The organism is Nonomuraea roseoviolacea subsp. carminata (assembly GCF_024172185.1).
Lineage (GTDB): Bacteria > Actinomycetota > Actinomycetes > Streptosporangiales > Streptosporangiaceae > Nonomuraea > Nonomuraea roseoviolacea.
The window spans coordinates 4937071-4959788 of sequence record NZ_JAMZEC010000001.1; the positions used below are offsets into that span (position 1 = coordinate 4937071).

The following is a 22718-nucleotide window of genomic DNA, read 5'->3' on the forward strand; positions in this document are numbered from 1 at the left end:
GGCGCCTCAGTCCAGCAGGGCGAGCAGGTCGCGGTCGCCGCGCTCGCGCAGCCGGTTCAGCAGCTCCGGCAGGGCCACGGGGCCCGTCAGGCCGATCCGGGTGGCGATCACCCGGGCGGCCTGGTCCCGCGTGCCGCCCGGAGCGGTGTAGCCGACCAGGCGGAGCGCCTTGGTGATCTTCTCGGCGCCCTGCGCGGCCACCGGCAGGTGCCGGGCCCGCAACACGCCCTCGTCCGACAGCGTGAGGAACAGGTGGCCGCCCTCCTTCGCGCCGACGTCCACCAGCAGCCGCTCGACCGACTCCATCACCGGCCTGCCGTGCCAGGTCATCGTCAGCTCGCCCGCCGCGCTGCGCACCGTGCGCGTCTCGCCGGGCGAGAGACCCAGGTAGGCGGCGAACCCGGTCGGCAGCGGGCACTCGCCGCCCGCGAGCTGCTCCGCCGTCACGTCCACGCGCAGCCACCACCTGCCGTCCGGCTGGCGGAAGCAGCGCCGCGTCTGCGAGACGTCCTTCAGCGGCTGGTACGGCTTGCCGATCTGCTGCTCGCCGCCCCGGGGGACGTCGTGCCGCACCGGTACGGGCTCGACGGCCGGGGGCTCCTCGGCGGCGGGCTGCTCGGCGACGCCCGGATGGTGCTCCCCGGAGCCGCCGTTGCTCTGCCCGGCCGGCGGCGCCGCCGGGGTGAACGCGTGGAACACGGACGGGCCCGCCTTCCCGGGCGGCCCGGGCGGAGCGGCCGACCCGCCGGCGGCCGCCGGGGGCCCCTGCGCGGGCCGGGCCGGCAGCGTGGCCAGCACGACCTGCCAGGCCGGCACCTCCAGCGCCTTGATCTCCTTGGTGTGCCAGGGAGCGGCGGCGATCAGCTCGTCGCGCGGCGCGGCCGGGCCGATCGTCCTGCGCAGCTCGTCCAGATGCGCCCGGAACGGGGCCGCCTCGTCGCTGCCCAGCCACCGGTCCACCAGGGCGCGCAGCCCGGCCTCGGTCTCGACGATCTCGGCGGGCGGGACGGCGAACAGCTTGGCGAGCTGGTCCACGGCGGACGGCTCGTCGGTGAACACCCGGTTCTGCGCGACGGCCCAGCTCTTGTCGTCGAGCCCGGCGAACGCGGCCTCGATCAGGTCGGACAGGTCACGCTCCGCCGCGGCGGCCGGGGCCTCGCCGGGTGCGGGGGCGCCGTCGCCGGCGGCCTCGGGCTCGGCGATCTCCTCGTCGTCCTGGGTGTCCTCGGCGCGGGACTCCTCGCCCTGCGCGTCGGCGTCATGGGCGTCCCCGGCGTCCCCGGCTTCGTCGGCTTCCTCGGGAGCCGCGCCCTCAGGAGCCGCGCCCTCGGGAGCCGCGTCCGCGGCGTGCTCGGCATCCGCACCCTCGTCCTCGGCCCGCGCGCCCGCGGCGTCGGCGGCTCGCGCGTCCTCGGCCGGTGCGCCCGCAGTGCCCTCGGCGTGTTCGGCCTCCGCGTCGTCGGCCTCCTGGGCCTCGGCCCGCTCGGCCTCCGCGCCCTCGGCCTCCGCGCGCTCGCCCTCGTCCTCGGCGTGCTCGGCTTCCGGGCCCTCGGCCGCTGCCTGATCAGGCCCGGCGTGCTCAGCCTCGGCGTGCTCGCCCTCGGCGGGCTCCGGCTCACCGTGCTCAACCTCGGCGTGCTCAACCCCGGCGGGCTCGCCCTCGGCGTGCTCGGCCTCGATGTGCTCGACCCGGGCGGGCTCGGCCTCGGGCTGCTCGGATGCGGCCGGACCCGGCGCGGCGTGCTCGGCCGCGACATCGGGGGCCACGGACGGGGCGGCGACGGCGAACGCGGCGGGCGCCTCGACCGCGTGGGCGGACGGGACCGGAGGCCCCGACGCCACGGGGGACAGCCGCGCGAACACCGCCGAGAACAGCGTCCCCAGCACCGCGCGCGCCTGGACGAACGGCTGGTCCACCAGCTCCCGCCCGGTCAGCGTGAGCAGCCCGGCCCACGAGCCGGCCCGGTCGAGCGCGATCGCGACGTGCGGCTCGTCCGCCTCCTCGGGGTCGAGGACGTACAGCGCCGGAAGGACGTCGCCCACGGCGGCGGCGGGCCACTGCTCCAGCGCGATCTCCGTGAGCAGCTCTCCCAGCGCCTCCGGCCCGATCACCGCGAGGACGCGGGGCAGCGGCAGGCTGCGCCACCAGGCGTCCGGAAGGTCCGGCTGCCCGGTGAGCAGCGTGATCGTGGACGCGTCGCTCCACCTCAACGGTGGTACGAGGTCGCTCAGGCTGAAGTTCATCCCGTTCCGTTCACCGGCCCCTCACGCCGCCGTGTCGTCGCAAAGGCTTGTCAAGCTCATCAAAAGGTGCGTATCGCGGTGCGGGCGCAGTCTCACCGCCCACGGAACAGACCATAGTCCGGCAAAACAGCCCTACGCATCATGGACTACGCATCAGCGCCGGACAGCGGCGAAGCGCAGGCGCACGTAATCCGCCATCCAGCCGGTCTCCCTGCGCAGCGCGGGAGCGGCCAGCTCGTTGACCCGCTGGAGCAGCGGGGCGACGACCTCAGGGGGCAGTCCCTCGATGACCGAGGAGGCGAACATCCGCACCCAGTCGGCGGCCCCGCCGGGGCACTCGTCGAGTGGGGTGGGCCGGTCGAAGTACTCCAGCAGCCGCACCACGAAGCCCTCCTGCTCCAGGCGGCGGGCGTACTCGGCGGGCGTGGGGAAGTACCACGGCAGGTCGGGCTCGCGCAGCCCGTACTCGCGCCAGGCCGTCAGCATGGCGGCGGTGAGCTCGGCGCAGTTGCCGGCGCCGCCCATCTCGGCGACGAACCGGCCGCCGGGGGCCAGGGCCTCGCGGACGTTGGCGATCACGGTGGCGGGGTCGCGGCTCATCCAGTGGAGCGCGGCGTTGGAGAAGACGGCGTCGTAGGCCTGGACGACGGTGAAGTCATGGCCGTCGCCGACGATGAAGTCGATGCCGGGGTGCTGCGCGAGCGCCTTCTCGATCATGGCGGGGGAGCCGTCGATGCCGAGCACCTGGGCGCCGCGCGCGGCGATCTGCGCGGTCAGGACGCCGGTGCCGCAGCCCAGGTCCAGCACGCGCTCCCCGGGCCGCGGGTCCAGCAGGTCGACCAGGGGAGCGCCCTGGGTGGAGACGTAGCCGAAACTGCCGTCGTAGGCGCGACTGCTCCACCGTTCCAAGCTCGGTGTGTCATATCGCAAGACGATCAGCTCACATTCTCAGACATCGGGCCCCCGTGGCCGTGCTGCCCGTTCACTTTAGAGGCTGAGCGTCGCTATGACATACCTCGTCACATCGGTCTCACCGGACGCTCTTTGTCCATTCTCTCTTCAGATAGGACTTTCCAGCGTCGGTTTGCGGGATCGTGAGGAGAACCGGCGGGCCGGGCGGTACGGGCAGCTTGGCGCCCATCTGGGTGTCCAGTTTGCCGCGCATGAGCATGGCCTCCGCGCGCGCCGGCCGGGCGTACCCGCGCAGCAGCAGGTTCTGGCCCTCGTCGGAGAACAGGAACTCCTCCCACAGCCGGGCCGCCGCCGGGTGCGGCGCGTTCTTGTAGATCGCCTGCACGTGGTACGAGCCGAGCGGCGCGTCCTTCGGGATGACCACCTTCCACCCGTCGGGGCGCTGCGCGGCGCGGCGGGCGTTGACGTGGTCCCAGGTCACGATCACGTTGGCCTTGGCCGGGTCGGTGAGCCGGCCGGCCTGCCCGAGCCTGCCGAACAGCTCCACCCCGCGCCGCACGTGCGGCGTGCCGCGCTCCAGCGAGGCCGCCATGACGCCGTCGAAGGCCGCCTCCGAGCGCAGCGGGTCGCCGTCGAGCGCGACCGTGTAGCCGGGCTTGGCGAGGTCGGCGAACGAGGCGGGCGCGGGCACGCGCGGGTCGTAGCCGATCGACATGTACGACCCGTAGGCGGCGTACCAGGCGCCGGACGGGTCCTTGACGTCGTCCGGCACGTCCTGCCAGCCCGCCACGCGGTACGGCGCGAACCGGTTGGCGTGGGCGACCGCGACGTCCAGGGTGAGGTCGAACACGTCGGGCCTGAGCTGAGCGGCCGCCTGGATCTGCCGGGCGCTGCTGGCGTTCGGCTCGATCTCGTTCACCTTGACGCCGTACTTCTCGGTGAAGGTGGCGATGAGCCCGCCGTAGTTCATCCAGTCGTGGGGCAGCCCGATGACGTTGAGCGAGCCCTCCTGGCGGGCCGCCGTCGCGAGCCGGTCCATGTCGCCGAAGCCCTCCTTCAGCGACAGGGCCCGCACGTTCACCGGCGGGAGCGGTTTGGACGGCGTGCTGGTGGTGGACGACGCGCCGCACCCGGCGCTGACGAGGATGGCTGCCGCGGCGGCACAGATACGTACGGTCACACGGCGATACTCGCCGTTACGAACGCCCAGGTCGAGGAGGCGCGGCCGGTACGACGCGGGCCGCCACCAGGCTCTCCTCGGGGATCTCCACGATCGTGCCGTCCCTTTTACGCACCCGCAACACGCCGTGCTCCCACGATTCGAGCACGCCCACCGCGTCGCGGAACCCGCCGGGAACCCGCCTGCGCGTGGTGATCCGGGCGCCCACGTCGGCGCTTGTGACGGTGATCACGAGGCGAGCGGCCATGACTTTGCCACCCTCCGTTTCGGCCAGCCGACAAGCACGGCAATACTAGGGCCTAGCAAACCGCGGTCAGATTCAGCCATGTGGCGGAGAAGAAGGAGCTCGAGGTGACCTACGTCATCGCGCAGCCGTGCGTGGACGTCCTTGACAAGGCGTGCATCGAGGAATGCCCCGTCGACTGCATCTACGAGGGCGAGCGCATGTTGTACATCCACCCCGACGAGTGCGTGGACTGCGGCGCGTGCGAGCCGGTGTGCCCCGTCGAGGCCATCTTCTATGAGGACGACCTTCCTGAGCAGTGGAAGGACTTCTACAAGGCCAACGTCGACTTCTTCGAGGACCTGGGCTCGCCCGGCGGCGCCTCGAAGGTCGGCAAGATCGAGAAGGACCACCCGGTCGTCGCGGCGCTGCCCCCGCAGGGCGAGGACCACTAGCCGCCGTACGTCGCGGGTCGCCCGGCCGGGCCCGGCGCGGCGGCGTGCGCCGGCGCACTGACGCGCCGGCTCCACGACGTGCCCGCAGTCCGGCGGCGCACCACCGAGACCTGGAGTTCCGTGAACAACCTGCCCGACTTTCCCTGGGACAAGCTGGAGCCCTACAAGGAGCGTGCCCGCGCCCATCCCGACGGGGTCGTCGACCTGTCGATCGGCACCCCGGTCGACCCGGTGCCCCGGGCGGTCCAGGACGCGCTGGCCGGGGCCTCCGACAGTCCCGGCTACCCGCTGACCCACGGCACCGCGCGGTTGCGCGAGGCCGCGGCGGGATGGTTGCGGCGCAGGCACGAGGTCACGGTGGACCAGCGCGACGTGCTGCCGCTGATCGGCTCCAAGGAGTTCGTGGCCTGGCTGCCGACCTATCTCGGCGCCAAGCGGGTGGTGCTGCCCGAGCTGGCCTATCCCACGTACGACGTGGGCGCGCGGCTGGCGGGCGCCTCGGCGACGGCCTCCGACGGCCTGCTCGCGCTCGGCCCCGAGCGGCCCGACCTGGTGTGGATCAACTCGCCGGGCAACCCCACGGGCCGGGTGCTGCCGGCCGAGCACCTGCGCAAGGTGGTCGCCTGGGCCCGCGAGCGCGGCACGATCGTGGCCTCCGACGAGTGCTACATCGAGCTGGGCTGGGAGGAACGCCCGATCTCCATCCTGCATCCCGACGTCTGCGGCGGCTCCCACGAGGGGCTGCTCGCCGTCCACTCGCTCTCCAAGCGGTCCAACCTGGCCGGCTACCGAGCGGGTTTCGTCACGGGAGACCCGGCGCTGGTCGCCCGCCTGCTGGAGATCCGCAAGCACGCCGGCATGATCATGCCGGCTCCGGTGCAGGCGGCGATGGCCGCCGCGCTGGACGACGACCGGCACGCCGACGAGCAGCGGGAGCTGTACGCCTCCCGGCGCGCGCGGCTGCGGCCCGCGCTGGAGGCGGCGGGCTGGCGGGTCGACCATTCGACAGCCGGTCTCTACTTGTGGGCGACGAACGGAGAAAAGTCGTGGGATCAGGTCGGCAAGCTCGCTGAAATCGGTATTTTGGTCGCGCCGGGTGAATTCTACGGATCGGCTGGTTCGCAGCACGTCCGCGTCGCGGTGACCGCCACCGACGAGCGCGTCGATGCGGCGGTACGCCGGCTCCAGTAGGATCCCGACACAGCCCGTCACCCCCGGCGGGCGCGCACACGTTAATAAGGGCGTTCGCCGAGACAGACCGCGAGTGGAGCGAGCTGATCTATGAGCATGACCTCCATGGTCGTACTCGGACTGAGCATCGCCACCGTCCTCCTGCTGCTGGGGGCCTTTCTGGCCACCCTGCGTCAGGACAGGAAGGGCCGCACGGCCGAGCCGCCGGTCGAGGTCGCTCCCCTCGAGACCCCGCTGCCGGCGCCGGTGGGCGTGGTGGGGTATGCCGGTTCCGACTACGCCGACCCCCGCACGCTCAAAGTCGGTGACGGCATCGAGGTCCACGGCTCGCCCGCGCGCGTGCTGGGCGCCGTGTACACCTCGTGGCAGGGCCAGGAGTGGACCGAGTTCCTGCTGCGCGACACCGCCCGCCGCCGTCAGTGGCTGTCGGTCGAGACCCGCCAGGGCGACCCGCCGCACCTCGAGGTGTTCCTGTGGACGGAGGTGCCCACCCAGGGCATGGTCCCGGCCAAGAGCATGATCGTCATGGAGGGCGTCGAGTTCTTCCCCATCGAGCGCGGCACCGCGGCCTTCCGCAGCGAGGGCGACACCGGTCTCCCGGAGCGCGGCCTGCTCGACTTCGCCGACTACCGTGCCTCCGACGGCAGGCTGCTGTCGTTCGAGCGCATCCAGGGCGGCTCGTGGACGGCCAGCTACGCCAACCCGCTGGCCCCCGGCTCCATCGCCGTCGTCAGCCGCGCCCCCTGACCCCGCCCGGCCGGCGCCTGGTTTCGAGTCCGTCCGGGCTGTCCGGCTACGACAGCTCCACCCGGGTGGTGCCCGACTTGTCGCCGGTCGTCCAGCCGTCGGCCGTCATGTCGTTCTTCCACACCGCGCCGCCGAAGCCGACGCGGCTCAGCCCGTACTTCTGCGCGTACGCCACGGACCAGGCGGCGATCAGCCACCCGCGGCGCGTGCTCGTGACCGCCGGGTCGCCGAGCGCCCGCGTGAGCTGACGGCGCGCCTCGGCCGTCCTGGGCCTGGGCGGCGCGCTCTGGCCCTTCGCCGGCGGGTACCAGCAGTGGAGCGCGCGCGGCACCCGGCCGGTGAACGCCGCGGCGAGGATCTTGGCGTTGTCCTCGTGCGGGGCGTAGGCGTAGCCGCCCGCCGAGCGCTGCACCTCCTGGGCGGCCTCGGCCAGCGGGATCTTCCGGTAGTCCTTGACCTTGACCAGCGCCGCGAAGAACTTGTTCGTCGCGTAGACCGGGTCCATGAGCTGCTTCTTCCGGCCCCAGCCCTGCGACTCGCGCTGCTGGAACACCCCCACCGAGTCGAGGTCGCCGCCGGGGAGGTTCCTCAGCTTCGACTCCTGGAGCGCGGTGGCGTACGCGATGACCACGGCCCGCTCGGGCAGCCTGCGGCGCGCCGCGACGGCGGCGATGGTGGCGGCGATCTGCGCCTGCTCGATGTCGAGGCTGAGGTCGTCGTCGGCGGTGGAGCCGCGCACGACGCAGTACGCCTCCGGGACCGCCAGCGGCTGCGGGACCTTCTTGAGCAGGTTGTACAGGCCCACGGAGATCGCCACCGCGAGCACGACGACGATCGCGGCGATCGTGATGACACCGCGGGAGAAGCGGACGCGCACTCTGGAAAACCTACCCGGCCGGATAAGCTCCGTGGCCATGAGTGACCAGAGCCCGCCGTCCCCGATAGCTCCGGCGATCGACGACCTGTGGGAGCGGCGCGCCGAGCTGTCGCCCCGCGACACGGAGGCGCGCGCCACCGTGGTGAACGCGATCGACCTGCTCGACACCGGCAAGGCGCGGGTGGCCGAGCTGTCGGACGGCGACGTGGTCGTGGACGAGCGGGCCCGGCGGGCGATCCTGCTCGCCTTCAGGGTGCTCGGCATGGCCCGCACGCAGGTGGGCGACTTCCAGCACAACGACCGGGTGCCGCTGAAGACCACGTTCGACGGGGTCCGGGTGGTGCCCGGCGCCATCGCCCGGTGGGGCTCGTACATGGCGCCCGGCGTGGTGCTGATGCCGTCGTTCGTCAACATCGGCGCGTACGTCGGCGGCGGCACGATGGTCGACACCTGGGCCACGGTCGGGTCGTGCGCCCATATCGGCGCGAACGTGCACCTGTCGGGTGGCGTGGGCATCGGCGGCGTGCTGGAGCCGCCCGGGGCGCTCCCGGTGGTCGTCGAGGACGACGCGCTGGTCGGCAGCCGCGCCATGATCGTCGAGGGCGCCCGCGTGGGACGCGGCGCGGTCGTCGGGGCGGGCACGATCCTGTCGGCGTCCATGCCGGTGATAGACGTGGAGACAGGTGAGGAGCTGGCGCGCGGCCGGGTGCCCGACTGGTGCGTGGCCGTCGGCGGCACCCGTCAGAAGGAGTTCCCCGGTGGCACGTTCGGCCTGCCGTGCGTGCTGGTGATCAAGCGGCTGGAGCCGGGACAGCGGCACGACAAGGCGGCGCTCAACGAGGCGCTGCGCGAGCATGGGGTGAACACGTGATGCTGGATCTGACCCAGGACGTCCGCGACCTGACCGCGGCGATCGTCGACATCGAGTCGGAGAGCGGCGGCGAGCGCGCGCTGGCCGACGCGGTGGAGCGGGCGCTCGGCGCGTTGCCGCACCTGAAGGTCGAGCGGTCCGGCGAGACGGTCGTCGCCCGCACCTCGCTCGGGCGCGGCGAGCGGGTGCTGATCGCCGGGCACCTCGACACGGTGCCCGTCCACGGCAACCTGCCGAGCCGCGTCGAGGGCGACCTGCTCTACGGCTGCGGCACCTCCGACATGAAGGCGGGCGTCGCCGTCGCGCTGAAGCTCGCCGCGGCCCTCCCGGCGCCCAACCGCGACGTCACGTACGTCTTCTACGACTGCGAGGAGGTCGAGGCCGAGCGCAACGGCCTCAACCGGATCGCCCGCGACCACGCCGACTGGCTCACCGCCGACTTCGCGGTGCTCATGGAGCCGACCGACGGCGTGATCGAGGGCGGCTGCCAGGGCACGCTGCGGGCCGAGATCGTGGTCAGGGGCAAGCGCGCGCACAGCGCCCGGTCCTGGTTCGGGGTCAACGCCATCCACGGCATCGAGCCGGTGCTGGCCCGCCTGAACGCCTACCAGGCCCGGCGGCCGGTGGTGGACGGGCTGGAGTACCACGAGGGCCTCAACGCCGTGGGCGTGCGGGGCGGGGTGGCGGGCAACGTGATCCCCGACCTGTGCGTGGTCACGGTCAACTACCGGTTCGCGCCCGACCTCAGCGAGGAGCAGGCGCGGGAGCACGTGCGCGAGGTCTTCGACGGGTTCGAGGTGGAGTTCACCGACAGCGCCCCCGCCGCCCGGCCGGGCCTGACGCACCCGGTGGCGGCCGCCTTCGCCGCGGCCGTGGGCGGCGAGCCGCGGGCCAAGCTGGGATGGACCGACGTGGCGCGGTTCTCGGCGCTGGGCGTCCCGGCCGTCAACTACGGTCCCGGCGACCCCAACCTGGCGCACCAGCAGGGGGAGTACGTGGCGCTGCCGAAGATCGTGGAGAGCGAGCGGGCGATGCTCGCCTGGCTGTCGGCCTGACCTGGCCGCGGGCCTCTCGGAAGACCCCGGAACGTGAAAGTGGCTTTCCTCGCCGGCCATTTGGCGGGGAAAGCCACTTTCAGTCCCGAGCAGCACCCTCGGCAGTTAGACGCAGGGTGGTCGAAATCCGGTTCCCTACTTTTTTCATGATTTTTTGCCGCTCCTCAGACGGTCGTTGACCTGCTATTTTGCTGGGACGGCCCGCCCGTGGGCCGTTCACGGCCCGGTCCACGGGGAGGTGAGCCGGCGCCGGAGGGCACAGCCCCGGGTCCAGGGGCACCGAAGGAGGGCTAGCGTGATCCGCATGGACACGACGCGTCGCGAGCGCCGCCAGGGCCAGGCCGTGGTCCGTGGCAAGCTCGTCCCCGATTCCACGCACGACCAGCGCCTGCTCGACCGGCAGGGCCCCGCCGACTGGGTCCACATGGACCCGTGGCGGGTGCTGCGCATCCAGGCGGAGTTCGTCGAGGGCTTCGGCCAGCTCGCCGAGCTGCCCCCCGCCGTCACGGTCTTCGGCTCGGCCCGCACCCCCGCCGACTCTCCCGAGTACGCCATGGGCCGCGCGCTCGGCCGGGCCATCGCCGAGGCGGGCTACGCCGTCATCACGGGCGGCGGGCCGGGCGTGATGGAGTCGGCCAACCGCGGCGCCACCGAGGTCGACGGCGCCGTCTCGGTGGGTCTCGGCATCGAGCTGCCGTTCGAGCAGCGCATGAACGACTACGTGGACCTCGGCATCGAGTTCCGCTACTTCTTCGTGCGCAAGACCATGTTCGTGAAGTACTCGTGCGGCTTCATCGCCCTGCCGGGCGGCTTCGGCACGCTGGACGAGCTGTTCGAGGCGCTCACGCTGGTGCAGACGCACAAGGTCACCTCGTTCCCGGTCGTGCTCATGGGGTCGGAGTTCTGGGGCGGCCTCCTCGACTGGATCAAGGGCACGCTCCTGGGCACCGGGAAGATCGCCGAGCAGGACCTCGACCTGATCAAGATCACCGACGACGTGGACGAGGCCGTGCGGATCATCGTGGACTCCGACCGGGCACGCTCCGGGCAGCGCGAGGAGGAGCTGGAGGCGGTCGCGAGCCAGGACGCCGAGCCGCAATAGCCCCCTTAAGCTGACATGTCGTGAATATCTGTGTGTTCTGCGCCTCCAGTCAGAAGATCGACCCCAAGTACGTGGAGCTGGCGACGGCCGTCGGCACCGAGCTGGCCAGGCGCGGACACACCCTGGTCAGCGGCGGCGCCACCGTCTCCTGCATGGGCGCCGTCACTGCCGCGGCCCGCGCCGCCGGCGGGCGCACGGTCGGCGTGATCCCCCAGGTCCTCGTGGACGTCGAGATCGCCGACCGCGACTCCGACGAGCTGATCGTCACCCCCGGCATGCGCGAGCGCAAGGCCGCCATGGACGAGCGCTCCGACGCCTTCCTCGTGCTGCCGGGCGGCATCGGCACACTGGAGGAGCTGTTCGAGATCTGGACGGCCCGGGTCCTCGGCATCCACGACCGGCCGCTGGTCGTCCTCGACCCGTGGGGGCTGTACGCCTCGCTGCGCGGGCTCGTGGAGCACATGTACGACGAGGGGTTCACCCGGGCGAACGTCTTCGACGCCATCGCGTGGACGTCGTCGGTGGAGGAGGCGCTCGACCACGTCGAGGGCCGCGCCCGCCCGGTGCGCCCGACGCCCGAGGAGATCGGCGAGGCCACCGGCTGAGCCGGGGCGTTCAGGCGAGGGCGCGGCGGCCTGGACGCGCCGGGCCGGGGCGCTCAGGCGAGGGCGCGGCGGGCCAGGGCCGGGGGACGCCGGCCGGCCAGCGAGTCGGTCATCTCCAGCGCCTGGCGCACCTGGTCGGCGTGTCCGGTGACGAACACGTCCGCGCCGTGCCAGCGGTAGACGGCCGCGGCGGCCAGCGCCGCGTCGAGCGGCTCGGGCAGCATGACCAGCACGGTCGCCCCCGATCGCGCCAGCGCGGCGGCCTCGGCGGGCGACCCCGCGGGAGTCCAGGAGGGGTCCGGAGGCGCACCGGGTGCGACAACTGCGGGACTCATCGAACCTCCTTGGGTGTGGAGCCCCAAATGTTAGCCCTGGGGAGAAAACGCAGGACAGCGCCACCCTGTGGATGCGAACATAGAAGCGATTGTCCATCGATCGCCTGGTACGAGGTGAGCCATGGCGCAGGTTGTTAAGCGGGCCTACAAGTACCGCTTCTACCCGACCTCCGAGCAGGCCGAAGAGCTTGCCCGGACGTTCGGCTGCGTGCGCCTGGTCTACAACAAGACTCTGGCCGAGCGGACCCGCGCCTACACCTCGGAAGGTCGTCGCGTCTCCTACGTGGAGTCCTCGGCCACGCTCACCGCCTGGAAGAAGACCGACGAGTTGGCGTTCCTGAACGAGGTGTCGAGCGTTCCGCTGCAGCAGGCGCTGCGCCATCTTCAGGCGGCGTTCGCGAACTTCTTCGCCCGCCGGGCCAAGTACCCCGCCTTCAAGTCCCGCAAGAAGTCGCGGGCGTCGGCCGAGTACACCCGTTCGGCCTTCACGTGGCGAGACGGGCGGCTCACCCTGGCGAAGATGCGCGAACCGCTGGACGTCGTGTGGTCGCGGCCCCTGCCGGAGGGTGCGAGGCCGTGGCCACGCTGTCCACCGGCGAGAAGATCGTCAAGCCGAGGCACGACCGGGCCGACCGCCGCAGGCTCGCCCGGGCCCAGCGGGATCTCGCCCGTAAGCAGAAGGGTTCGGCCAACCGGCAGAAGGCGAGGGTCGCACTCGCCCGTATTCACGCCCGGATCGCCGACCGGCGGCGGGACTTCCTGCACAAGCTCACCACTCGGCTCGTCCGTGAGAACCAAACGGTCGTGGTCGAGGACCTCGCCGTCCGCAACATGGGCAGGAACCGCAGCCTGGCGCGCTCCATCGCCGACGCCTCCTGGCGCCTGATGCGGTCGATGCTGGAGTACAAGACCGCCTGGTACGGGCGGGAACTCATCGTGGTCGACCGCTGGTTCCCCTCCTCGAAGACGTGCTCGGCCTGCGGCACTCTGCGAGAGGAGATGCCGCTGGGTGTCCGGGCGTGGCAGTGCGCCTGCGGCGCGCTGCACGACCGCGACGTCAACGCCGCGATCAACATCCTCGCCGCCGGGCTGGCGGAGAGGTGAAACGCCTGTGGAGCCGGTGTAAGACCTCAAGGGCGCAGGCCCGGCGGGCGACTGGCGGTGAAACAGGAAACCTGACCCGCGAGGGTCGGAATCCCCCGGCTTCAGCCGCGGAGAGGAAGTCAAGCCTCGATGGTATGAGTACGATGCCCATGTGCTGGTCATTCTCGCCATCGCCGCGCTCGCGATCCTGGCCTGCGTGGTGCTGGTCTCCCTCGGCAGGGGCGGTGAGCTGACCGAGTTCCCGCCGGACGTGCCGCCCCTCGACCTGCCCGAGGCCGGGCGGCTCACGGCTGTCGACTTCATGGCGCTGCAGCTTCCGGTCAACCTCGTCGGCTACCACACGCAGAGCGTCGACGAGACGCTGCGCAGGGCCGCCAGCGCGATCAGCGCGCGCGACACCCGCATCGCGGTGCTGGAGCAGCGGGTCTCCGAGCTGATGTCGAGCCGCCTGCACGCGCGCCAGGAGCTGTACGCCTCGCCGGGCGGCGGTCCCCGCACCGACCACGAGCCCGAGGGGCCGGCCGAACTGCCCAGCCTGCCCGAGAACGGCGACCCGGTCGTCACCACGCCGGCCGCCTCCGCCCCGGTGAGCGAGGCCGTCGCCGAGGGCGTCCCGCCCGCCGAGCTGTCCGAGAGCGCTGAGCCGGCGGAGAGCGGTGAGCTGCCGGAGAGCGCTCAGCGCGTCGAGCAGCCGGAGCCCGAGGCTGAGGCCGTCCCGGAGCGAGCGCCCGAGCCCGTGCCCGTGCCCATGAACGACGAGAGCGACAAGGGCGACGAGCAAGTCGAGAAGGACGAGAAGCAAGTCGAGAAGGACGGGAAGAGCGAGAGCGACGTGCAGGACGAGGGCGAGGAGCGGCCGGTACGGGCGGCGGCGGGCAAGGACGGGGACGAGCGCGCGTGACCGAGTTGATCCGGTGCACCTGGCCGGGCCTGGCCGACCCGCTCTACACCGCCTACCACGACGACGAGTGGGGCCGTCCCGTCCACGGTGACGACCTGGTCTTCGAGCGGGTGGCGCTGGAGGCGTTCCAGTCCGGCCTGTCCTGGCTGACGATCCTGCGCAAGCGGGAGAACTTCCGCGCCGCCTTCGACGGCTTCTCCATCCCGAAGGTCGCCGCCTACACCGAGCAGGACGTCGAGCGGCTGCTCGGCGACGCCGGGATCGTCCGCAACCGGGCCAAGATCGAGGCCGTGGTGAACAACGCCCGCGTGGCGCTCGACCTGCCCGGCGGCCTGTCCGAGCTGGTGTGGCGCCACGCCGATCCCGACTCCCCGGTGCCGCGGACGATGGCCGACGTGCCCGCCGTCACGCCCGGCTCGAAGGCGCTGGCCAAGGAGCTGAAGCGGCACGGCTTCCGGTTCGTCGGGCCGACCACCGCGTACGCGCTCATGCAGGCGATCGGCCTGGTCAACGACCACATCGAGGGCTGCGTGGCGCGCGCCCGGGAGGGCGCGCTCAGCGGCCGTTGAACGACGGGCGCTGTTTGGCCAGGAAGGCCCGGGTGGCGTCGATGTGGTCCTGGGTGGCGGCGCAGGCGTCCTGCAGGACGGCCTCCATCTCCAGCGCCTCCGGCAGCGGGTTCGTGGCGGCGTAGGCCAGCGCCGCCTTGGTGGCCGCGTACGCGAGCGTGGGGCCCTGCGCGAGCCGTACCGCGAGCTCGGTGGCGGTCTTGAGCACGTCCTCCGGCGGCACGACCCGGGTGACCAGCCCCAGCTCCAGCGCCCGCGCCGCGTCGAGCGGCTCGCCGAGCAGCATGAGCTCGGCGGCGCGCCCGGCGCCGACGAGGCGCTGCAGCGTCCACGACGCGCCGGAGTCGGGGGCGAGGCCGACGCCGGAGAACGCGAGCGCGAACTTGGCCTTGTCGGAGGCCACCCGCAGGTCGCAGGCGAAGGCCAGCGAGGCGCCCGCGCCGGCCGCGACGCCGTTGACGGCGGCCACCACCGGCTTGCCCATGGTGGCGATGAGCTCGACCATCGGGTTGTAGTGCTCGCGCACGGTCCCGGCGAGCCCACGCCCCGCCTCCAGGTTGTCGGCGTGCTCGCGCAGGTCCTGGCCGGCGCAGAAGGCCCGGCCGGAGCCGGTCAGCAGCACCGCGCGCACCCCGTCGTCGGCCGCCGCGTGGCGCAGCGCCTCCAGCAGGGCCGACTTCACCTCGGCCGTCAGCGAGTTCATCGCCTCCGGCCGGTCGAGCGTGATGGTGGCGACGGCATCGGTCACGTCATAGCGGATCACGGCAACTCCCTGTCGACGAACGCGGCGGCTGAGGGCAGCAGGCGGGCGGCCTCCTGCTCGAAGTACGCTCTGGCCCGCTCACCGGGCCAGCCGGGCGGCAGCAGCTCGGGCGGCAGGCCGGGGTCGCGGAAGAGGAAGTTGCGCCACCCGTGCACGAGCCTGCTCCTCGTCGCGAACACCCGGTCGTCCGGGGCCCCGCCCGGCAGCGCCCCGACCAGCGTGGCAGCCTCCGCCAGCCACCGCTCGTACGCCTCGCCGACGGCCGCCAGATCCCAGGCCCGCGCGACCAGCTCGCGGGGGTCGCCCTCCAGAGCCGCGTCGAACCGGTCGGCCCGCAGTCCCTCGCTCGCCAGCAGGTGGTCCACCTCGGGGGAGGAGCGCGGCCCGACCCAGGTCGCCTCCGACAGCGGCGCGTAGCCGAGAAACGCGAGAACGGCCTTGACCCGCTCTCTACGCGGCCGATCCTTCACCGGTTCCAAAACGATCAGATGCCACCGGCCCTGCCAGGACGGCGTTCCCTCTCGGTAAATTCTCGACGCGGCGTCGTCCAGTCTTCTGACGCACTTGGACGTGAGCCCGTAGCCGGCCCCCTGCGGCAATCTGACGGGCTCCAGCCAGCCCTGCCGGACCATGCGCGAAACAGCGGTGCGCACGGCCGGAGCGGCGATCTCCAGCGGTTTCATGAGGCGTACGAGAGCCGCCACGGAGGCCCGTCCGCCGCGTGGGCGCAGGTGGTCCCCATAGAGGTCGAACAGGGCAGCTCGTGCGTGCACGCTGTCCAGTTTGGACGTCTTCGCCACCCTGGACAACGCATTCTGGGAGGAGATCGTTACCCATGAGCGCTCGCGATGCGGGAGAATAGGACATCACAGAAGACGTGAATACCGCCCTCGCTGGCGGCTGGACAGAAATCGCGGGCCGCGGGAGCCCAAGGCAGGAAGGGATGCACGCATGGCGGCGATGAAGCCGCGGACCGGCGATGGTCCGCTCGAGGTCACCAAGGAAGGGCGCGGCATTGTCATGCGGGTCCCTCTGGAAGGTGGCGGCCGGCTCGTCGTGGAGATTTCCGCTGACGAGGCGAAGGCGCTCGGCGAGGCGCTGAAGAACGTCGTCGGCTGAAGCTCCCGAGACAGACCTGTCCCACGGCCCTGGCGTATCCGCGCGCCAGGGTCGCTGACGTTCGAGGAGAAGTTCCGTGCCCATTGAGACCACTGCATCGGTGGTCGCCGGCGTCCCCGACGGCGCCGAGCTGCTGGCCGTCCCCTACACGCCCGAGCTGGTCCCGGCCGTCGAGCTCGACCTGCCGGTGCCCCTGCCCGCCCTGCTGGCCCACTACGAGGCCAAGGGGGAGGCCGGCGAGATCATCGAGGTCCCCGTGGCGCGGGAGGGCGGCGTCGGGCGCGTGCTGCTGTACGGCGTCGGCGACGGCTCGCCGAAGGCCCTGCGCAAGGCGGCGGCCGGGCTCACCCGCAGGGCCAAGGGCCGCGAGGAGCTGACCGTGGTGGTGCCCGAGGGCGACGCCGCGGCGTTCGCCGAGGCCGCGCTGCTCGCCGCCTACTCCTTCCGCATCGGCGCCCCGGGCAAGACGCCCGTGCGCGCGCTGCGGTTCGCCTCCGCCGACGAGCGGGCCGTACGGCGGGGCGAGACCGTCGCCCAGGCCGTGGCGCTGGCCCGTGACCTGGCCAACACGCCGGCGTCGGTCAAGACGCCCGCCTGGCTGGCCGAGCGCGCCGGCGAGCAGGGCGTGCCCGTGCGGGTGTGGGACGAGGAGCAGCTCCAGGCGGCCGGGTTCGGCGGCATCCTCGCGGTCGGCCGCGGCTCGGCCAGCCCGCCTCGCCTCATCCAGCTCTCCTACACCCCCGAGGGTCCCGCCGAGCGCCACGTGGTGCTCGTGGGCAAGGGCATCACGTTCGACTCGGGCGGCCTGTCGCTCAAGCCGACCGAGAACATGAAGACACAGAAGACCGACATGGCGGGCGGCGCCGTGGTGATCGCCGTCATCGGGGCGCTGGCCCGGATGGGCGCCCCGGTCCGCGTCACCGGCCTGGTCGCCGCGGCCGAGAACATGCCGTCCGGCACCGCCCAGCGGCCCAGCGACGTCATCACCCACTACGGCGGGCGCACGGTCGAGGTGCTCAACACCGACGCCGAGGGGCGGCTCGTGCTGGCCGACGCGCTCGCCTACGCCGACGCCGAGCTCGACCCCGACGCGGTCGTCGACATCGCCACCCTGACGGGCGCCATCAGCGTCGCGCTGGGCCGCAACGTCGGCGCCGTCTACTCCACCGACGACGACCTCGCCAAGGCGCTCCTCGCGGCGGGCCGCGACAGCGACGACAGGCTGTGGCGGATGCCGCTCATCGAGGAGTACGCGCCCGCCCTCGACTCGCCGATCGCCGACCTGGCGAACGTGGAGAGCGGGTCCACCTACGGCGCGGGGTCCATCACGGCGGCGCTGTTCCTGCGGGAGTTCGCGGGCGGGCGGCCGTGGGCGCACCTCGACATCGCCGGGGTGGGGCGCAGCACCGTGGACGACGGCATCCTGACCAAGGGCGCCACGGGGTTCGGGGTGCGGGTCCTGCTGGAGTGGCTGACCCGCGGGTGACCGCTCGCGCGGCGCCGGCCCGGCCGGGTGACCGCTACCCGGCGATCTTGACGGCGGCGAGCAGGCCGTCGCCCAGCGGCATCAGCAGCGACCGGAGCCGGTCGTCGCCCTGCACGAGCTTGCCCAGCTCGCGCAGGGCGACCGTGTCGGGGTCGCGCTGGGCCGGGTCGGCCACGCGGTTGTGCCAGAGCGCGTTGTCGAAGGCCACGATGCCGCCCACGCGCAGCAGCCGGACCGACTCGGCCAGGTAGTCCGCGTACTCCTGCTTGGCCGCGTCGGCGAAGACCATGTCGTAGCCGCCGTCCGACAGCCGGGGCAGCACGTCGAGCGCGCGCCCGCTGATCAGCCGCACCCGGCCGCCGGCGAAGCCCGCCTCCGCGAACGCCTGCCGCGCCAACCGCTGGTGCTCGGGCTCGACGTCCACGCTGGTCAGCGTGCCGTCGGGGCGCATGCCCCGCAGCAGCCAGAGCCCCGAGACGCCGCAGCCGGTGCCGATCTCGACGACCGACTTGGCGTTGAGCGCCGTGGCGAGGAAGCAGAGCGCCGCCCCGCCTCCGGGAAGGATGGGCACCGCGCCCATCTCCAGCCCGCGCTGCCGCGCCGCGCGCAGGATCTCATCCTCGTGATGGAACTGCTCCGCATAGGCCAGAGTGGCCTCCGCCTGACTGGTCATCGGCCTCCTCCCCCCACTTTCGTGCGATTGGTCACCGATCGCAGCCTAGGGGAGTAGCGCCAGGACGGGAACTCAGGAGCACGCTGAGGCGTTGCAGGTTTAAACGGGCTTTGCCGGTCCGGAAGGCAGGCAGTGCGCATGAAGGGACGAAACCAGGCACTATGGCGGTAGCGGTGGTCCCAGAGAGAGGAGTGCTGGTGGACGAAAGCGACCACCAGGCCGATGCTCCCGTGTCTGATTGGACACCTCCCACCTGGGAGGAAGTGGTGCGGACTCACTCCGCGCGCGTTTATCGGCTGGCTTACCGCCTGACCGGCAACGTCCATGACGCCGAGGACCTCACCCAGGAGGTCTTCGTACGGGTCTTCAGGTCGCTGTCGAGCTACACGCCCGGGACGTTCGAGGGCTGGCTGCACCGGATCACGACCAACCTGTTCCTCGACACGGCGCGGCGCAAGCAGCGCATCCGTTTCGAGGGACTGGCCGACGACGCCGCCGAGAGGCTGCGCGGCCGCGAGCCGTCACCGGCGCAGGCGTTCGACGACGCCCACCTCGAACCCGACATCCAGGCCGCGCTCGACGCGCTCGCCCCCGAGTTCCGGGCGGCGATCGTGCTGTGCGACATCGAGGGCCTGTCGTACGAGGAGATCGCGGCCACGCTCGGGGTCAAGCTGGGCACGGTCCGGAGCCGAATTCACCGTGGCCGGGCGCAGTTGCGCGAGGCGCTCGAACACCGGGCCCCCCGACACTCACAACTCCCCCCGCCAGCATTCCCGTCGGGGCCCCGTGGGGAGGAAGTCTGATATGTCGCATCTTGGAGAGCGCGTGAGCGCGCTCGTCGACGGCGAGCTCAACCACGCCGAGCGTGACCGCGCCCTGGCGCATCTGACGTTCTGTGCCGACTGCAGGCGGGAGGTCGAGTCGATGCGGGCGCTGAAGTCGCGCCTGCGCTCGCTCGACGAGCTCGCCATGCCGGCCGATCTGACGATGTCGCTGCTGCGGATGGCCGAGCCGGGCGGCCCGTTGCCGCCCCGCGAGCGGCCGTTCCCCGCGCGGACCTTCGGAGGTGTCCCGCTGCCGGGCCCTCATACCATCGCGCCCCTGGACAACCGCCCCCGCAGGGACGCGAGCGGCGGCGCTTCCGGCCCCGGCCGCCGGGGTAGGCGGCGCGGCGCGTACGTGGCCGTCGGCGTCGTCTCCGCCGCCGTGGCCCTCGGCACCTTCTTCGCGGTGTCCGGCGCCGGGCAGAGCAACACGCCGCCCCCGGTCGAGTTGTTCCGGCAGAACACGCCCGCCTCCTCCCAGGCCACACCGCCCACCGCCACGCCCTGACCGGGACACGACGGCCTGGGATACTCGGTGGCGTAGTCCATGGCGTCGGGGGCATACGATCGGAGTTCGGGGTTTTGGAGAGGAACCGCCGGTAGAGGCGTGGTTCCTGACCATTGCTTTACGACTCTCGTATGCCGATCGCACCAGGATTGCGGTGTCGAGCAAGGAGTGGTGAGACGTAGATGACCGACGAGACGCGCCCGGGCGAAGGACGCATGCCGTCGGACTTCCCTGCGCCGCAGGGGCGCCCGGAGTTCCTGCCCGCGGACGGCCAGGCCGACCGGCCTGGCGGCGGGCCCGGGACCCCCTCGTCGGCCGCCCAGGGACCGTGGGGCTCACCCTCCGACCCGTCGCGAGCGTCGGAGAGTCCTGAGGGTGACGGGGCCGCTGTGGGCTCCGGGGGCCCGCAGGGCGGCTGGCGGCCCCCGTCGGGGCAGCCGGGCGACGCGCCCGTCTTCAGCGCTCCCGAGGGGCCCTACGGCGGCCCCTCGTCCGCTGTCGGCCCTCCTGAGGGGCCCTCGCCTTCCTTCGGCTCTCCGCAAGGCCCCTACGGCGGCGCCTCGCCCTCCTTCGGGTCTCTCGCGGATGCGTCCGGCGGCGCCTCGCCCTCCTTCGGGTCTCCCGCGGATGCGTCCGGCGGCGCCTCGCCCTCCTTCGGGTCTCCCGCGGATGCGTCCGGCGGCACTTCGTCCTCCTTCGGCTCTCCCGGTGACCGGGGGGTCGGCTCTTCTGACGAGCGCGGGTCCGGCGGGGCGCAGTCCCAGGCGGCCTCGGGAGGCGCCGGGTCAGGGCACGGCTCCGGCGAGCGCGGCCCGGACGAGGGCGGTCACGGTGACGGCGGGGCGAACGGCCGCCCGCCGTACGAGCGGGGCCAGGACAGCGGCGCGCCCGGTGGCGAGCCCGCCGGCGACGACAGGCCCTTCGGCATGCCGGAGGGCGGCGAACCGCCCTTCGGCCGGCCGGACGGCGGCGAAGGACCCTTCGGGCGACCCGACGGCGGCGACACGCCGTTCGGACGGCCCGACAGCGGCGAGGGCCCCTTCGGACGCGCCGGGGACAACCCCTTCGGCCGGCCCGACGGCGGCGAGGCCGCGTTCGGGGCGGAAGGCCGGGAGCAGTCCTCCACCCGCACCTACGAGAGCCCGTTCTTCGGCCCCTCCGCGGGCGCCCCGCCCTACGGCGGCGACGCGCCCCCGCCGCCTCCGCGCCACGCGCTCGGCATGGGCCCGGGCTGGGCCCCGCCGCCCTCCGGCGGCGCCCCGGCGGCCCCGCGACGGGGCCCCGGCACCGGCCTGCTCGTCGTGCTGGCCGTGGTCGTCGCCCTGGTCGCCTCCGCGCTCGGCAGCGTCGGCACCTACCTGCTGACCCGTACCAACGGCACCGACCCGTCCTACAGCCTCGGCCCGCTCCCGAGCGGCGCCACCGACCGGGCGCCCGACTCGGTGGCCGGCGTGGCCGCGCGGGTGCTGCCCAGCGTGGTCTCGCTGGAGGTGGGCAACGGCAGCAACACCGAGGGCGCCACCGGCTCGGGCTTCCTGATCAAGAACGGTTACGTGGTGACGAACAACCACGTGGTCGCCATGGCCGCCAAGGGCGGCGACATCAAGATCCAGTTCTACAACCGCAAGACCACGACCGGCCGCATCGTGGGCCGCGACCCGGGCTCCGACCTGGCCGTGGTCAAGCCCGAGGACACCTTCGGCACGCCCGAGATCTCCCTCGGCAACTCCGACCAGGTCGTGGTCGGCGACCCGGTCATCGCGGTCGGCTCCCCGCTCGGCCTGACCGGCACGGTCACCACGGGCATCGTCAGCTCGCTCAACCGCCCGGTCATCGCCGGCGACGAGAACGGCGGCTCCGAGGAGCCCGCCTACATCAGCGCCATCCAGACCGACGCCGCCATCAACCCCGGCAACTCCGGCGGCCCGCTGGTCAACGGCAAGGGCGAGGTCGTGGGCGTCAACTCCGCGATCGCCACGCTGAGCCGGTCGCTGACCAACCAGAGCGGAAGCATCGGCCTCGGCTTCGCCATCCCGGTCAACCAGGCGCGGCGGGTGGCCGAGGAACTGGTGACGAGCGGCAAGGCCAAGCGCCCCAAGATCGGCATCGTGCTCGACCCCGACTACAAGGGCCAGGGCGTCCGCATCGCCTCCGAACCCACCGAGGGCCGCCAGCCGGTCGACCCGGGCGGTCCCGCCGCCAAGGCCGGGCTGAAGGCGGGCGACATCATCCTGGAGCTCGACGGCCTGCGCCTGCAGGACGGCAACGAGCTGATCGCCCTCATCCGCAGCAAGGCGCCGGGGTCCCACATCACGGTCAAGTTCCAGCGGGCGGGGCAGGAGCGCACGGCGACCCTCACGGTCACCGCCGACGACGAGCCCACGCCGTCGCCGTCCTGATCCAGGGGCGGCCGGATGGGCGGGTCCGGGTGTCAGGGGCAGGCGGTCGATCCGACCGTCGGAGCCCTTAGTCTGGAATACGCCGGGGTTGTCCTCGGTGCATCAGGACTGCGCTAGGAGCTCACGGTGTTCGGACTCGGGTGGCTTGAGGTCGGGGCGCTGATCGTCATCGCGCTCCTCGTCTTCGGGCCCGACAAGCTGCCCCAGGTGGCGTCGCAGGCCGGCAAGACGCTGCGCGACCTGCGCCGGATGGCCGCCAACGCGCGCGACGATCTGCGGGCCGGCCTGCCGCCGGAGTACCGCGACTTCGACCCGGCCGACCTCAACCCGCGTACGTTCGTCCGCAAGCACCTGCTGGACGACGTCGAGGACTCCTGGAACGCCAAGCCGGCGGAGGAGCCGGCGCTCACGGCCCCGGCCCTGCCGGAGCCGGTGGACGAGCTGGGCGTCGGCGAGATCCCGCCGTACGACTCCGAGGCCACCTGACCCGTACGGCCTCCGGCCGAGGTCCGGAGAAGCCCCCGGCCGAGTTCCGAAGAAACCCCGCGGCCGAGTTCCGAAGAGAAGCGACAGGC

The 22718-nt window shown here is 72.7% G+C and carries 24 protein-coding genes and 1 pseudogene; 16 read left to right on the forward strand and 9 right to left on the reverse strand.

What is annotated here, in order from left to right:
- Positions 1-6 precede the first annotated feature (6 nt).
- The 4 genes from HD595_RS23015 to HD595_RS23030 all read right to left on the reverse strand — a co-directional run bounded on the left by HD595_RS23015 (position 7) and on the right by HD595_RS23030 (position 4583).
- Positions 7-2244 carry an ICP22 family protein gene (locus tag HD595_RS23015; protein ID WP_253772282.1) on the reverse strand — a complete coding sequence of 746 codons (2238 nt, stop codon included), beginning with the start codon at positions 2242-2244 and terminating at the stop codon, positions 7-9.
- A gap of 153 nt (positions 2245-2397) precedes the next feature.
- The gene (locus tag HD595_RS23020) at positions 2398-3153 is read right to left on the reverse strand and encodes a class I SAM-dependent methyltransferase (protein WP_253772284.1); all 756 of its coding nucleotides are present in this window, start codon (positions 3151-3153) and stop codon (positions 2398-2400) included.
- A gap of 121 nt (positions 3154-3274) precedes the next feature.
- On the reverse strand, positions 3275-4336 hold the full coding sequence (locus tag HD595_RS23025; protein ID WP_253772286.1) for an ABC transporter substrate-binding protein: 1062 nt from the start codon (positions 4334-4336) through the stop codon (positions 3275-3277).
- A gap of 16 nt (positions 4337-4352) precedes the next feature.
- On the reverse strand, positions 4353-4583 hold the full coding sequence (locus tag HD595_RS23030; protein WP_253772288.1) for a putative acetyltransferase: 231 nt from the start codon (positions 4581-4583) through the stop codon (positions 4353-4355).
- Between the two features lie 104 nt (positions 4584-4687).
- Here HD595_RS23030 and fdxA point away from each other — a divergent pair, with 104 nt between their 5' ends.
- The 3 genes from fdxA (at position 4688) to HD595_RS23045 (ending at position 6952) form a co-directional block, all read left to right on the forward strand.
- Positions 4688-5014 (forward strand): ferredoxin, encoded by a 327-nt coding sequence (gene fdxA / locus HD595_RS23035; protein WP_106240826.1) that lies wholly within the window; start codon positions 4688-4690, stop codon positions 5012-5014.
- A gap of 120 nt (positions 5015-5134) precedes the next feature.
- Entirely contained in the window at positions 5135-6205 is a 1071-nt protein-coding gene (gene dapC, locus HD595_RS23040) for a succinyldiaminopimelate transaminase (RefSeq protein WP_253772290.1), read from the forward strand.
- A gap of 105 nt (positions 6206-6310) precedes the next feature.
- Positions 6311-6952: a DUF4178 domain-containing protein gene (locus tag HD595_RS23045; RefSeq protein ID WP_253772292.1), complete on the forward strand. Its 642-nt coding sequence runs from the start codon at positions 6311-6313 to the stop codon at positions 6950-6952.
- Positions 6953-6998: 46 nt separating this feature from the next.
- Here the strand turns inward: HD595_RS23045 and HD595_RS23050 are convergent, their stop codons facing one another.
- Positions 6999-7829: a hypothetical protein gene (locus tag HD595_RS23050; RefSeq protein WP_253772294.1), complete on the reverse strand. Its 831-nt coding sequence runs from the start codon at positions 7827-7829 to the stop codon at positions 6999-7001.
- Positions 7830-7866: 37 nt separating this feature from the next.
- Between HD595_RS23050 and HD595_RS23055 the strand changes: the two genes are divergently transcribed.
- The 4 genes from HD595_RS23055 to HD595_RS23070 all read left to right on the forward strand — a co-directional run bounded on the left by HD595_RS23055 (position 7867) and on the right by HD595_RS23070 (position 11462).
- The gene (locus tag HD595_RS23055; protein WP_253772296.1) at positions 7867-8700 is read left to right on the forward strand and encodes a 2,3,4,5-tetrahydropyridine-2,6-dicarboxylate N-succinyltransferase; all 834 of its coding nucleotides are present in this window, start codon (positions 7867-7869) and stop codon (positions 8698-8700) included.
- Entirely contained in the window at positions 8700-9755 is a 1056-nt protein-coding gene (gene dapE / locus HD595_RS23060; protein ID WP_253781278.1) for a succinyl-diaminopimelate desuccinylase, read from the forward strand. Before HD595_RS23055 ends, dapE begins: the two co-directional genes overlap by 1 nt.
- A 304-nt stretch (positions 9756-10059) precedes the next feature.
- Positions 10060-10857, forward strand: a complete 798-nt coding sequence (locus HD595_RS23065; protein WP_253772298.1) for an LOG family protein — start codon at positions 10060-10062, stop codon at positions 10855-10857.
- Positions 10858-10877: 20 nt separating this feature from the next.
- Positions 10878-11462 carry an LOG family protein gene (locus HD595_RS23070; protein WP_253772300.1) on the forward strand — a complete coding sequence of 195 codons (585 nt, stop codon included), beginning with the start codon at positions 10878-10880 and terminating at the stop codon, positions 11460-11462.
- A gap of 53 nt (positions 11463-11515) precedes the next feature.
- On the opposite strand, the gene HD595_RS23075 is transcribed toward HD595_RS23070, so the two are convergent.
- Complete coding sequence (locus HD595_RS23075) at positions 11516-11797, reverse strand: hypothetical protein (protein WP_253772302.1); 282 nt, start codon at positions 11795-11797, stop codon at positions 11516-11518.
- Between the two features lie 121 nt (positions 11798-11918).
- Here HD595_RS23075 and HD595_RS23080 point away from each other — a divergent pair.
- The 3 genes and pseudogenes from HD595_RS23080 to HD595_RS23090 all read left to right on the forward strand — a co-directional run bounded on the left by HD595_RS23080 (position 11919) and on the right by HD595_RS23090 (position 14371).
- Positions 11919-12976, forward strand: a pseudogene (locus HD595_RS23080) (RNA-guided endonuclease InsQ/TnpB family protein).
- A gap of 76 nt (positions 12977-13052) precedes the next feature.
- Positions 13053-13802: a hypothetical protein gene (locus HD595_RS23085; protein ID WP_253772304.1), complete on the forward strand. Its 750-nt coding sequence runs from the start codon at positions 13053-13055 to the stop codon at positions 13800-13802.
- On the forward strand, positions 13799-14371 hold the full coding sequence (locus HD595_RS23090) for a DNA-3-methyladenine glycosylase I (RefSeq protein ID WP_253772306.1): 573 nt from the start codon (positions 13799-13801) through the stop codon (positions 14369-14371). Before HD595_RS23085 ends, HD595_RS23090 begins: the two co-directional genes overlap by 4 nt.
- On the opposite strand, the gene HD595_RS23095 is transcribed toward HD595_RS23090, so the two are convergent.
- The gene (locus HD595_RS23095) at positions 14358-15134 is read right to left on the reverse strand and encodes an enoyl-CoA hydratase/isomerase family protein (protein WP_308211212.1); all 777 of its coding nucleotides are present in this window, start codon (positions 15132-15134) and stop codon (positions 14358-14360) included. The genes HD595_RS23090 and HD595_RS23095 overlap by 14 nt on opposite strands.
- Positions 15131-15907, reverse strand: coding sequence for a PaaX family transcriptional regulator (locus HD595_RS23100; RefSeq protein ID WP_253772308.1), 777 nt, complete (start codon positions 15905-15907; stop codon positions 15131-15133). Before HD595_RS23100 ends, HD595_RS23095 begins: the two co-directional genes overlap by 4 nt.
- A gap of 178 nt (positions 15908-16085) precedes the next feature.
- Here HD595_RS23100 and HD595_RS23105 point away from each other — a divergent pair, with 178 nt between their 5' ends.
- Together HD595_RS23105 and HD595_RS23110 are read left to right on the forward strand one after the other, a co-directional pair.
- Entirely contained in the window at positions 16086-16253 is a 168-nt protein-coding gene (locus HD595_RS23105; protein WP_020545024.1) for a DUF3117 domain-containing protein, read from the forward strand.
- Positions 16254-16329: 76 nt separating this feature from the next.
- Entirely contained in the window at positions 16330-17739 is a 1410-nt protein-coding gene (locus HD595_RS23110) for a leucyl aminopeptidase (RefSeq protein WP_253772309.1), read from the forward strand.
- A gap of 34 nt (positions 17740-17773) precedes the next feature.
- On the opposite strand, the gene HD595_RS23115 is transcribed toward HD595_RS23110, so the two are convergent.
- Positions 17774-18412, reverse strand: a complete 639-nt coding sequence (locus HD595_RS23115; protein WP_253772311.1) for an O-methyltransferase — start codon at positions 18410-18412, stop codon at positions 17774-17776.
- A 161-nt stretch (positions 18413-18573) separates the two neighbouring features.
- Between HD595_RS23115 and sigE the strand changes: the two genes are divergently transcribed.
- From sigE to HD595_RS23135, 4 genes are all read left to right on the forward strand, one after another.
- Positions 18574-19215, forward strand: a complete 642-nt coding sequence (gene sigE, locus HD595_RS23120; protein ID WP_253772313.1) for an RNA polymerase sigma factor SigE — start codon at positions 18574-18576, stop codon at positions 19213-19215.
- 22 nt (positions 19216-19237) lie between these two features.
- Positions 19238-19744, forward strand: a complete 507-nt coding sequence (locus HD595_RS23125) for an anti-sigma factor family protein (protein ID WP_253772315.1) — start codon at positions 19238-19240, stop codon at positions 19742-19744.
- 926 nt (positions 19745-20670) lie between these two features.
- The gene (locus tag HD595_RS23130) at positions 20671-22143 is read left to right on the forward strand and encodes a S1C family serine protease (RefSeq protein WP_253772317.1); all 1473 of its coding nucleotides are present in this window, start codon (positions 20671-20673) and stop codon (positions 22141-22143) included.
- Between the two features lie 126 nt (positions 22144-22269).
- On the forward strand, positions 22270-22629 hold the full coding sequence (locus HD595_RS23135) for a sec-independent translocase (RefSeq protein WP_253772319.1): 360 nt from the start codon (positions 22270-22272) through the stop codon (positions 22627-22629).
- The last annotated feature ends 89 nt before the right edge of the window (positions 22630-22718 follow it).